The organism is Vibrio crassostreae, from assembly GCF_041439375.1.
GTDB classification, from domain to species: domain Bacteria; phylum Pseudomonadota; class Gammaproteobacteria; order Enterobacterales; family Vibrionaceae; genus Vibrio; species Vibrio crassostreae_D.
Map to the genome: position 1 here is coordinate 74,713 of NZ_JBGONY010000018.1, position 12,615 is coordinate 87,327.

9 protein-coding genes and 1 pseudogene are annotated in these 12,615 nt (G+C 44.4%); 4 read left to right on the forward strand and 6 right to left on the reverse strand.

Going from position 1 to position 12,615, the window contains the following annotated elements; translation table 11 throughout:
* Positions 1–415 precede the first annotated feature (415 nt).
* The 3 genes from ACED45_RS10115 to ACED45_RS10125 all read right to left on the reverse strand — a co-directional run bounded on the left by ACED45_RS10115 (position 416) and on the right by ACED45_RS10125 (position 2,418).
* Positions 416–1,042 carry a bifunctional 4-hydroxy-2-oxoglutarate aldolase/2-dehydro-3-deoxy-phosphogluconate aldolase gene (locus ACED45_RS10115; protein ID WP_371713920.1) on the reverse strand — a complete coding sequence of 209 codons (627 nt, stop codon included), beginning with the start codon at positions 1,040–1,042 and terminating at the stop codon, positions 416–418.
* 73 nt (positions 1,043–1,115) lie between these two features.
* On the reverse strand, positions 1,116–2,048 hold the full coding sequence (locus ACED45_RS10120) for a sugar kinase (protein WP_371713921.1): 933 nt from the start codon (positions 2,046–2,048) through the stop codon (positions 1,116–1,118).
* 34 nt (positions 2,049–2,082) lie between these two features.
* Positions 2,083–2,418, reverse strand: a complete 336-nt coding sequence (locus ACED45_RS10125) for a cupin domain-containing protein (protein WP_010438329.1) — start codon at positions 2,416–2,418, stop codon at positions 2,083–2,085.
* Positions 2,419–2,751: 333 nt separating this feature from the next.
* On the opposite strand from ACED45_RS10125, the gene ACED45_RS10130 reads away from it, so the two are divergent.
* From ACED45_RS10130 to ACED45_RS10145, 4 genes are all read left to right on the forward strand, one after another.
* Entirely contained in the window at positions 2,752–4,950 is a 2,199-nt protein-coding gene (locus ACED45_RS10130) for a heparinase II/III domain-containing protein (RefSeq protein WP_371713922.1), read from the forward strand.
* A gap of 2 nt (positions 4,951–4,952) precedes the next feature.
* The gene (locus tag ACED45_RS10135; protein WP_371713923.1) at positions 4,953–7,106 is read left to right on the forward strand and encodes a heparinase II/III domain-containing protein; all 2,154 of its coding nucleotides are present in this window, start codon (positions 4,953–4,955) and stop codon (positions 7,104–7,106) included.
* Positions 7,107–7,429: 323 nt separating this feature from the next.
* Positions 7,430–8,227, forward strand: a complete 798-nt coding sequence (locus ACED45_RS10140) for a fumarylacetoacetate hydrolase family protein (protein WP_371713927.1) — start codon at positions 7,430–7,432, stop codon at positions 8,225–8,227.
* Between the two features lie 390 nt (positions 8,228–8,617).
* The gene (locus ACED45_RS10145; RefSeq protein WP_004733498.1) at positions 8,618–9,334 is read left to right on the forward strand and encodes a FadR/GntR family transcriptional regulator; all 717 of its coding nucleotides are present in this window, start codon (positions 8,618–8,620) and stop codon (positions 9,332–9,334) included.
* Positions 9,335–9,582: 248 nt separating this feature from the next.
* Here ACED45_RS10145 and ACED45_RS10150 read toward each other — a convergent pair whose 3' ends face one another.
* The 3 genes and pseudogenes from ACED45_RS10150 to ACED45_RS10160 all read right to left on the reverse strand — a co-directional run bounded on the left by ACED45_RS10150 (position 9,583) and on the right by ACED45_RS10160 (position 12,545).
* The gene (locus ACED45_RS10150; RefSeq protein ID WP_371713924.1) at positions 9,583–11,082 is read right to left on the reverse strand and encodes a tripartite tricarboxylate transporter permease; all 1,500 of its coding nucleotides are present in this window, start codon (positions 11,080–11,082) and stop codon (positions 9,583–9,585) included.
* 9 nt (positions 11,083–11,091) lie between these two features.
* Entirely contained in the window at positions 11,092–11,547 is a 456-nt protein-coding gene (locus ACED45_RS10155; RefSeq protein ID WP_371713925.1) for a tripartite tricarboxylate transporter TctB family protein, read from the reverse strand.
* A gap of 85 nt (positions 11,548–11,632) precedes the next feature.
* Positions 11,633–12,545, reverse strand: a pseudogene (locus tag ACED45_RS10160) (tripartite tricarboxylate transporter substrate binding protein).
* Positions 12,546–12,615: the final 70 nt, after the last annotated feature.

Sequence of the window (12,615 nt, forward strand, 5' to 3'; positions counted from 1 at the left end):
TTTTTTATTATCTATTTAAATTTTTTGCTTAGGTGGTCGTGTGGTTAACTCATCAATGGGCGAGTTTAAGCTAACGTGATGAGGTTTTCTGTGAATTGGTTGTCCCCAGGGTAAAATCAGTCTCCAGTTGCCGTTGCTTAGTTAATCATTGGCAGTCATGAGTATAAAAGCATAGCCCTTAAATGCGCTTTTACATATTTGATAGCGCGAATCACCTTAAAGAAGGATTTGAGCCTTTTGTACGACAATACTAAGCTTCAATAAGGGTGATTTTAGCTGAGGGAAATCAGTGTATAGAGGACCGGCGTGCAGAATTCAATGTTCAGTTAGAGCCCATTGCAACGCGTTTGGATGGCAAGTTTCTGATAGCAAAAAGCCCCATCGAAGTGAGGCTTTTTACGAAGTTTAACGGATATTAAGCGCTAACGTGGTCAACAGCATCACGTACTAGTTTACCTAGTTCGTCCCATTTGCCTTCGTCGATCAGCTTAGTTGGAACCATCCAAGTACCGCCACACGCAAGTACAGAAGGGATAGATAGGTATTCGTCTATATTCTTCAAGCTCACACCACCAGTAGGCATGAATTTAACAGGGTAAACCGCTGTTAATGCTTTAAGCATACCTGTACCGCCAGAAGGCTCAGCAGGGAAGAACTTCAACGTGCGAAGGCCCATTTCCATTGCTTGCTCAACTAGGCTTGGGTTATTAACACCCGGTACGATTGCAACACCTTTGTCGATACAGTATTGAACAGTGCGAGGGTTGAAACCTGGGCTTACGATGAAATCAACACCCGCTTCGATTGATGCGTCAACTTGCTCGTTAGTCAGTACAGTACCTGAACCGATTAGCATGTCTGGGAATTCTTTACGCATGATGCGAATCGCTTCGATTGCACATTCTGTACGTAGTGTGATTTCTGCACATGGCATGCCGTTTTCAACCAGTACTTTGCCTAGGGGGATGGCATCTTCAGCACGGTTGATAGCGATCACAGGGATTACTTTTAGGTTTGCTAGTTGTTCATTTAATGTAGTCATGAATTCTTTCTCACGTTAATAATGGGCCTGCTTTCAACTAAGCAAACCCTTGATTAATAGTTAAAGTGCGCAATTATAGAGACAAATCAGGCGTCGCTTCTAGAGGAATGATAGCACCTGGATGCTGAATCACAGTCCCTGCCACAATGTGACCTGCCAATGCTGCATCACGCGCGTTGCCACCGCTCAAGCGTTTAGCTAAGAAGCCTGCACTGAACGAGTCGCCAGCAGCTGTTGTATCAACGATGCTGTCTACTGGGTTTGGTGCAACGTACTGAGCGCTTTGGCTTTCAACCACTAGGCAGTCTTTCGCGCCACGCTTAATGATGATCTCTTTCACACCAGACTCAGACGTACGTGCAATACACTGTTCAATGCTTTCGTCGCCGTACAACTCTTGCTCGTCATCGAACGTAAGTAGTGCTGTGTCGGTGTACTTAAGCATTTTCAAGTACCAAGAAATCGCTTCTTGTTGGCTTTCCCAAAGTTTAGGACGGTAGTTATTGTCGAAGAATACTTGGCCGCCTTGAGCTTTGAATTTGTCTAAGAATTTGAATAGCTGCGTGCGTCCGTTTTTTGTCAAGATAGCAAGCGTAATACCACTTAGGTAAACCGCGTCAAAAGAGAATAGCTTATCAAGTAGAGCAGGCGTGTCTTGCTGATCAAACATGAATTTTGCAGCAGCGTCACTACGCCAGTAGTGGAAGCTACGCTCACCAGTTTCATCGGTCTCGATGTAGTAAAGCCCTGGTTGTTTGTGATCAAGCTGAGCGATTAAGCTCGTGTCGATACCCTCTGCTTGCCACTTTTCCAACATGTCGACACTGAATGGGTCAGTACCTAACGCCGTTACATAGCTTGTTTGGATATCTTGCTCTTTTGTTAAGCGTGACAGGTAAAGTGCTGTATTCAGTGTATCGCCACCAAAACTCTGCTTAAGCCCGTCTTGTTTCTTTTGTAGCTCAACCATGCACTCGCCAATGACCGCGATGTTTAATGATTTCATATGCTTACCTTAGCAACTGAGGTTGCGCTAGTTATTATTTTAGGAAATCTTCACGCGCAGGGTTGAAGATATCAAGAAGGATGCTGTCTTGCTCTAGTGCAACCGCACCGTGCATCATGTGTTTACGAGCGAAGTAAGCGTCGCCTTCTTTAAGTACTCTCTTCTCTCCTTCAATCTCAGCTTCAAAACTGCCGCGAACAACATAACCGATTTGGTCATGAATTTCGTGTGTGTGAGGATGGCCAATCGCACCCTTATCAAAACAAAGGTGTACAGCCATTAGATCGTCAGTGTAAGCAACGATTTTACGCTTAATACCGCCGCCCAATTCTTCCCATGGATTTTCATCTAGCATAAAGAAAGAGTTCATTGTGTATCTCCTAATCTGTTTAAATCTTTTAAGTGTTACTTAGCTTGCATTCATAATAAGGGAATGAGTCTAATTGTAATACAATATATCCAAAGTTGTGTGATGTTGATCAAGCGATACTTTATATAGCGTAAATAAATCAACAACTTAGTAAATGCTTGGTATTTGCCATTTACTCTTTACATCAATGACTTATGGTTGATTGTGTGATTCTGCTCATCATTTTATGACGAATAGGTATGATTAAAGCTCATATTGTATTACTTTATATGGAGTTTGAAAATTTAATCAAAGTTTAAACAGATAAACTCTTTATTGAGGGTGACAAAGAATATGACGACTAAACCAGTATTGTTGACTGAAGCAGAAATAGAGCAACTTCACCTTGAAATGGGCCGTTCGAGCTTAATGGGCAAAACCATTGCAGCGAACGCGAAAGACCTAGAGGCGTTCATGCGCTTACCTATTGATGTTCCTGGTCACGGAGAGGCGGGTGGTTACGAGCATAACCGCCATAAGCAAAATTACACGTACATGAACTTAGCTGGTCGCATGTTCTTGATCACTAAAGAGCAAAAGTACGCGGATTTTGTTACAGAATTACTAGAAGAGTACGCAGACAAATATCTAACGTTTGATTACCACGTACAGAAAAACACCAACCCAACAGGCCGTTTGTTCCACCAAATCCTGAACGAACACTGCTGGTTAATGTTTTCAAGCTTAGCTTACTCTTGTATTGCTTCAACTCTGACACAAGAACAACGTGACAACATTGAGTCTCGCATTTTCGAACCAATGCTAGAAATGTTCACGGTGAAGTACGCGCATGATTTTGACCGCATCCATAATCACGGTATCTGGGCTGTTGCGGCTGTGGGTATCTGTGGCCTTGCGTTGGGCAAACGTGAGTATTTGGAAATGTCGGTTTATGGCTTAGAGCGTAACGATACTGGTGGCTTCTTAGCGCAAATATCTCAACTTTTTGCACCTTCTGGGTACTACATGGAAGGCCCTTACTACCACCGTTACGCGATTCGTCCGACGTGTGTGTTCGCTGAAGTGATTCACCGTCATATGCCTGAAGTAGATATCTACAACTACAAAGGCGGCGTGATTGGTAACACAGTACAAGCAATGCTGGCGACAGCGTACCCGAACGGTGAATTCCCAGCTCTGAACGATGCATCTCGCACAATGGGCATCACTGACATGGGTGTTCAGGTGGCAGTGAGCGTTTACAGCAAACATTACTCATCTGAAAACGGAGTTGACAAAAACATTCTTGGTATGGCGAAGATTCAAGACGCAGTTTGGATGCACCCATGTGGTCTTGAGCTATCTAAAGCTTATGAAGCGGCGTCTGCTGAGCAAGAAATCGGTATGCCTTTCTGGCCAAGTGTTGAATTGAACGAAGGCCCTGAAGGTCATAACGGCGCACAAGGCTTTATCCGCATGCAGGATAAGAAAGGCGACGTTTCTCAGTTAGTGATGAACTACGGTCAACACGGCATGGGTCACGGTAACTTCGATACGCTGGGTATTTCTTTCTTCAACCGCGGTCAAGAAGTGCTTCGTGAATACGGTTTCTGCCGTTGGGTTAACGTGGAGCCAAAATTCGGCGGTCGTTACCTAGACGAAAACAAATCTTTCGCTCGTCAAACGATTGCTCATAATGCAGTTACGATTGATGAACAATGTCAGAACAACTTTGACGTTGAGCGTGCAGACTCAGTACACGGTTTACCTCACTTCTTTAAAGTAGAAGACGAGAAAATCAACGGCATGAGCGCATTTGCTAACGATCACTACCAAGGTTTTGACATGCAACGCAGTGTATTCATGCTAAACCTTGAAGAATTAGAATCTCCGCTATTGTTAGATCTCTACCGCTTAGATTCTAAAAAAGGCAGCGAAGGCGAGCACCAATTTGATTACTCTCATCAATATGAAGGTCAAATTGTTCGCACTAACTTCGAATATCAAGCGAACAAAGAGCTAAACACGCTAGGCAGCGACTTCGGTTATCAACATCTATGGAACGTAGCAAGTGGTGAAGTGAAGGGCACAGCACTTGTGAGCTGGCTACAAAACAACACCTACTACACGTGGCTGGGCGCAACGTCTAACGACAGTGCTGAAGTTATCTTTACTCGCACCGGCGCTAACGATCCAAGCTTCAATCTACGTTCAGAGCCCGCGTTCATTCTACGTAGCAAAGGAGAAACAACACTGTTTGCTTCTGTTCTTGAAACGCACGGTTACTTCAACGAAGAGTTCGAGCAATCGGTAAGTGCACGTGGTGTTGTGAAAGACATCAAAGTAGTGGCTCACACGAATATTGGTTCGGTAGTTGAGATTACGACAGAGAAATCAAACGTGACAGTGATGATTAGCAACCAACTTGGCGCAACTGACAGCACTGAACACAAAGTAGAACTGAACGGCAAAGTATACAGCTGGACGGGCTTCTACTCAGTAGAAACAATTTTAAACCCAGAATTAGCAAGCACAGCAGAGCAGGGGAAATAATAATGAGCTATCAACCACTTTTACTTAACTTTGAGGAAGCAGCAGAGCTTCGTAAAGAACTTGGCAAGGATAGCCTTTTAGGTAACGCACTGACTCGTGATATTAAACAAACCGACGCTTATATAGCTGAAGTTGGCATTGAAGTTCCAGGCCACGGTGAAGGCGGCGGTTACGAACATAACCGTCATAAGCAAAACTACATCCACATGGATCTAGCAGGTCGTTTGTTCCTTATTACTGAAGAAACAAAGTACCGTGATTACATCGTTGATATGCTAACAGCGTACGCGACGGTGTACCCAACACTTGAAAGCAACGTAAGCCGTGACTCTAACCCTCCGGGTAAGCTGTTCCACCAAACGTTGAACGAGAACATGTGGATGCTTTACGCCTCTTGTGCATACAGCTGTATCTACCACACCATCTCTGAAGAACAAAAGCGTCTGATTGAAGACGATCTTCTTAATCAAATGATCGAAATGTTTGTTGTTACTTACGCACACGATTTCGATATCGTACATAACCACGGCTTATGGGCAGTGGCAGCAGTAGGTATTTGTGGTTACGCAATCAACGACCAAGAATCTGTAGACAAAGCGCTTTACGGCCTGAAATTAGATAAAGTAAGCGGTGGTTTCTTAGCGCAGCTTGATCAACTGTTCTCGTCAGACGGCTACTATATGGAAGGTCCTTACTACCACCGTTTCTCTCTACGTCCAATCTACCTGTTTGCAGAAGCAATTGAACGTCGTCAGCCAGAAATCGGTATTTACGAATTTAACGATTCAGTGATCAAGACAACGTCTTACGCGGTATTCAAAACGGCATTCCCAGACGGTACATTGCCAGCTCTGAACGATTCATCGAAGACAATCTCTATCAACGATGAAGGCGTTATCATGGCGACGTCTGTGTGTTATCACCGATACGAGCAGACTGAAACTCTACTTGGTATGGCTGATCACCAACAAGACGTTTGGGTTCACGCATCAGGTAAAACCCTGTCTGACGCCGTTAATGCTGCAGACGACATCAAAGCATTTAACTGGGGTAGCCTGTTTGTAACTGATGGCCCTGAAGGCGAAAAAGGCGGCGTAAGCATCCTTCGCCACCGTGATGAGCAAGACGACGATACCATGGCACTTATTTGGTTTGGTCAACACGGCAGCGATCACCAGTACCACTCTGCGTTAGACCACGGTCACTACGATGGCCTGCACCTAAGCGTATTCAACCGTGGGCATGAAGTGCTGCACGATTACGGCTTCGGTCGTTGGGTAAACGTTGAGCCTAAGTTTGGCGGTCGTTACATCCCAGAAAACAAGTCTTACTGTAAGCAGACAGTTGCGCACAATACAGTAACGGTTGATCAGAAAACACAGAACAACTTCGATACAGCATTGGCTGAGTCTAAGTTTGGTCAGAAGCACTTCTTCGTAGCAGACGACCAGTCTCTACAAGGCATGAGCGGTACGATTTCTGAGTACTACACGGGCGTAGACATGCAGCGCAGCGTAATTCTTGCTGACCTTCCTGAGTTTGAAAAGCCGCTAGTGATTGATGTTTACCGCATCGAAGCTGACGCTGAACATCAGTACGACTTACCAGTTCACCACTCAGGTCAAATCATTCGTACTGACTTCGATTACAACATGGAAAAAACGCTTAAGCCATTAGGTGAAGACAACGGTTACCAACATCTATGGAACGTGGCTTCAGGCAAAGTGAACGAAGAAGGTTCTCTAGTAAGCTGGCTACATGACAGCAGCTACTACAGCCTAGTAACCAGCGCTAATGCGGGTAGCGAAGTTATTTTTGCTCGCACTGGTGCTAACGATCCAGACTTCAATCTTAAGAGTGAGCCTGCGCTTATCTTACGTCAGTCTGGTCAAAACCATGTGTTTGCTTCTGTATTAGAAACGCATGGTTACTTTAACGAGTCTATCGAAGCCTCTGTAGGCGCTCGTGGTCTGGTTAAATCGGTGTCAGTTGTAGGCCATAACAGTGTCGGGACTGTTGTGCACATTGAAACTACTTCAGGCAACACTTTCCACTACGGTATCTCAAACCAAGCTGAAGACGCGCAGCAAGCAATTCACACTGTTGAGTTTGCGGGTGAGACATACTCGTGGGAAGGATCATTTGCCCAACTGTAAATGATTGACACGCAAGTTATTTAACGATGGCTTGTGTTGATGTGGTGCTTTGCGGGAACTAAGCATCACATTGAATTCAGTCGTGATTGCAAAATCGTTCGTTGATACCAACAACGACTGAATACATCGGGAATAAGTCAAACCGAGTAACTCACTGTGAGTTGCTCGGTTTTTTTATGCGTGCTGCTTTTATAAGAAGGGGGAAAGAGGACGGGCAACGGAGCTTCCCTTTTCCTTCGAATCTTACAGAGTGGGCTAAAGTATAATTTAGGATTTAAAAATAAAGGGATTCAAGGATGAAGTGGTTATTGGCAATAGTTGCGATGTCTGGTGTCGCATTGGCGGCAGAAAATAAGAATGTTGAGGTGAGCAGTGAGCATTTCGTCCGTTATCAATACCAAGACAAAATCAGCTATGGAAAGCTAGACAATGACGCAGTGTTACCGGTCAGCGGTGATCTCTTTGGCGAATATTCGGTAGCAAAAAATTCGATCCCGTTAGAGTCGGTTGAGGTGTTACTACCGACAAAACCAGAGAAAGTCTTCGCCGTCGGGATGAACTTCGCTAGCCACTTAGCCTCACCTGCCGATGCACCACCGCCGATGTTTCTTAAACTTCCTTCTTCTTTGATTCTCACGGGCGAAGTGATTCAAGTGCCACCAAAAGCAAGAAATGTTCATTTTGAAGGCGAGCTGGTGGTTGTGATTGGTAGAGAGCTCAGTCAAGCCAGTGAAGAAGAAGCCGAACAAGCGATCTTTGGCGTCACGGTGGGCAACGATATTACTAAAAGAAGTTGGCAAGGCGCCGATTTACAATGGCTCCGAGCGAAAGCTTCCGATGGTTTTGGCCCGGTTGGCAACACAATTGTGCGCGGCATTGATTACAACAATGTTGAGTTGACCACTCGTGTTAACGGTAAAGTGGTTCAACAAGAAAATACTTCGTTCATGATCCACAAGCCAAGAAAAGTCGTGAGCTATTTGAGCCATTATTTTACCCTCAAACCGGGCGATCTAATTTTCATGGGCACGCCAGGTAGAACTTATGCTCTGTCCGACAAAGATCAAGTGAGTGTCACGATTGAAGGGGCAGGGACTGTGGTCAACGAAGTGCGGTTCTGATGGAATTGAATTAGCGTTGGGAGCTACAGAGCTTATGTCTGAATTTGCAGTACGTAGACGACTTGAACCTATTAATTTGAACTAGGTTAACTTGTGTAGTGAATAAACTAACCGTTTTTCGGTTCCATTATTTTAGCCCAATTGAGTGATGTTTTTGGAAGCGAGCAGAGAAAACGAGAATGACGAACCTACATGCTCGGCGAGGGTTTTGTTAGTGGTGTAATACAGTGTTTCTAGCTAAGAGAAATTAGATGCTTTCTAAGTGTTTGATTAATTGCATAAATTAATAGGTACTATCCGCTTTGATTTTACTCAATTGGCTGTAGGTTGAAATACTGTTATAGTGCTCCTTAAATAATACATAAACATAACATATAAATAAGCGAACTTATGGCTAGCACTTTTAATTCAATTTCGGGCTCGAAGCGTAGCCTGCACGTGCAAGTAGCACGCGAAATCGCTCGTGGAATTTTGTCTGGTGATCTGCCGCAAGGTTCTATTATTCCTGGTGAAATGGCGTTGTGTGAACAGTTTGGTATCAGCCGAACGGCACTTCGCGAAGCAGTTAAACTATTGACCTCTAAAGGTCTATTAGAGTCCCGCCCGAAAATCGGTACTCGTGTAGTAGACCGCGCATACTGGAACTTCCTTGATCCTCAACTGATTGAATGGATGGACGGCCTAACCGACGTAGACCAATTCTGTTCACAGTTCTTAGGTCTTCGCCGTGCGATTGAACCTGAAGCGTGTGCACTGGCAGCCAAATTTGCGACGGCTGAACAACGTATTGAGCTTTCAGAGATCTTCCAAAAAATGGTCGAAGTGGATGAAGCTGAAGTGTTTGACCAAGAACGTTGGACAGACATTGATACTCGTTTCCATAGCTTGATCTTCAATGCGACAGGTAACGACTTCTATCTACCGTTCGGTAATATTTTGACTACGATGTTTGTTAACTTCATCGTGCATTCTTCTGAAGAGGGAAGCACATGCATCAATGAACACCGTAGAATCTATGAAGCTATCATGGCCGGTGATTGTGACAAGGCTAGAATTGCTTCTGCTGTTCACTTGCAAGATGCCAACCACCGTTTGGCAACAGCATAATAGAAATGATTTAGAGCGCACCTGAGCCATCTCACATTGAGATGAATAGCCTCTGTTCAGGTAAACGACTTAAAAAGGTATGCCAAGTACATGCCTTTTTATTGTCTGTCTTTTACAGAAATTGATTGTTTATTGTGTACTAAAAAGCCAGAGACGTAGGTCTCTGGCTTTAGTTTTTTAACGTTTAAGGTTATAGGTTATAAGCTAAATATTCTGCCTTAACCGCTATCCATTGAACAAGCCGTCAACTATGGACATTGTTCAGTTTCCTTTTGTTTCTGCTTCTTCTTCATTTTTAACGTTGAATAAACAGAGAATACAGCCAACACGATAAACGCGAGTGCAATAGGGCGCTCATAAAGGAAAGACCAACTGCCATCGTACATCAACAGTGATTTCCTCAGATTTGTTTCTGCCATTGGACCTAAAATGATCGCAAGCAGAATTGGCGAAGATGGAATATCCAGTTTAGTTAAGATAAAGCCCAATAGACCGAAACCGATCGCAATACCCACATCAAACATCGAGTTGTTAATCGCGTAAGCACCAACGATCGACAAGAAGACAATAATTGGGCTCATGATGATCTTGGGTACTTCAATGATACGGCAGAAGAAACGAATACCCAGTAAACCAATCACTAGCATCACAAGGTTAGCAACCAACATCGAGCTGAATACGCCATAAACCACTTCGGGGTTTTGGGCAAACAACAGAGGCCCCGGTGTTAAACCTTGAACAATGAGTGCGCCTAAAAGAACCGCTGCCACAGCATCCCCCGGAACGCCAAGTGTTAACAATGGAACTAACGAACCACCCGTTACACCGTTGTTTCCAGATTCGGCTGCTGCTAGACCTCGTACTGATCCTTTACCAAACTCTTCGGGATTTTTCGATGAACGTTTTGCTTCGTTGTAACAAACGAATGCCGAAATATCAGCACCAGCACCCGGTACAGAACCGATGGTTGTTCCCATCAAACCACTTTTTATTGCGGTTGGTAGCATTTCTTTAAGGTCGCCTTTGCTCAATAATTTGTGGTCAAACTTCGGCGCGACGACTTTCTTTTCAGAGAACAGTTTCTCTAGTTGGTTTAATGCTTCAGATAGAGCAAACAAACCAATCAAAACAGGGATGACATTGATTCCGCTGTAGAGATCCATGATGTCAAAAGTAAACCTTGGCACACTGCTGATTGGGTCGAGCCCAACGGTAGAAACCAGTAGGCCAATCGTACCCGCAAGTAACCCTTTAAAGATGTTGTTCGAAGAAACACTCGCAATGATAGTTAAACCAAACAGAGCAAGTGCGAAGTACTCTGGTGCATTAAAACGCAACGCAAAGGTCGCTAATTTAGGCGCAATGGCAATAAGGACGATAGTACTGAGTAACCCGCCAATGAATGAAGCAACAGCCGAAATACTTAATGCTCTTGCTGCTTGCCCTCTTACAGCCATGGTGTGGCCGTCGAGTACACTTGCTGCAGACGCTGGTGTCCCCGGTGTTTTAAGTAGTATTGCGGCAATAGAACCACCGTAAATACCACCAATGTATACACCAATTAACATCACGAGGGCTGACGTCGGTTCCATGCCAAAGGTAAACGGAAGGAGAATCGCAACGCCCATCGTCGCTGTTAGACCGGGTAGTGCGCCTAAAATTACACCGCCTAGTACACCAAAAACAAGGACAGGAAGTACTGCAAAACTCACAGCGGTTGCGAGACCATCGATTAGATATTCAAACATTATGACCTCCTATGACCAGGTTGCTTCAGGAAGCGCGATGTAGAACACCTCGCCAAACAAATAGTAAACCGTAAACACAAAGACAACGGCGACAACGTAGTAGATTGGCTTCTTAACTTTGAAGTAAACGAGGTAGAACATAAAGGCAATCAAACTCGCGTAAAGGTAGCCAACCACACTGATGAGTAACGCGTATCCAATAAGAAAGGCCACGCCGAAGATAGACATCTTGCTTATCATCGCTTCTTGTTGTTCTGGAACACCTTTGAGTTTGTGCTGAACGATGAGAACAATACAGATAGCAATTTGAGCAATCACAATCATCATCGGGAAGAATTTTGCATCAACACTTGCATCTTGATACATCGGACGATCAAACTGAGTAATCAACGCGAGTGCTATTGCGCTTAATATGATGATTATGGAAGGGAAAACGACATTCCGATTTAAGTTGGCATTAGACATAGAATTTACCCCTAAAAAGTAAAGCAAGGGAAAGGTACATACCGATAAAAAAGGCACAACTGATCGTTGTGCCTCTGGATGAATGTTATTGAATTAGTTCAGTAAGCGATTTTGTATCTTCGGAAACGAACGTAGTGAAGGCTTTATCGTCAAGGTTGTGGATAGTCATTGCGCCTTTTGCCATGAAAGACTTGAACTCTTCACTTGCCATTGCTTCATCAAATGCCGCACCTAGTTTCTCGATTACTGCATCCGGCGTATCTTTTGGAGCGCCGATACCACGCCATGTTCCTGTTACTACATCAATACCTTGCTCTTTCAAAGTAGGAACATCGGGAATGTACTGAATACGTTCTTCTGACATGACACCTAATGCTTTTAGTTGGCCTGAACGAAGTTGAGCGATAGCTTCACCCGGTGTCACCATGGTTACGTCTGTGTGGTGGCCCAGTACTGCAGGAATCGCTTCAGATGCACCGTTATAAGGGATAGCGTTGAGTTTAATATCTTGGTCTTTTTCAAGAGACATTAAGTAGAAGTTTGGCGCAGCGGTTGAAGCAAATTTCACGCTACCAGGTTTTTCTTTTGCTTCTTTAATCAGATCATTAATGGTGTTGTATGGGCTATCTGCTGCAACTAATACGACCGCTGGGTCGAGGTTTACTAAGCGAATGAGTCTAAAATCGTCTGCGGTATGGCGCATCAAACCCATTTGAGGAAGCGAAGCGATTTCACGTGTTACTACTGTTAATGTGTAACCATCCGCACGCTGCTGGGCACCAAAGCTCATACCTACGGCGCCCGCACCACCCGTACGGTTCATGATTGAAATGTTTTGTCCTAAAATGTCTTTCGCACTATTTGCAAGGGTACGGCCAACGGCATCTGTACCGCCGCCCGCGCCAAATGGGATTTTTGCTCGGGTAGTCTGCTGCAATCGACGTTGCAGAAACAAGTATGCCAGCTGCCAGCATGATGGATTTCAATAATTTACTCATAGTAAATTCCTTCTGTTTCTAGGGCGTGTTGATCTTTGCTGTACATTTCGCGTTCAACAATACATCGGTA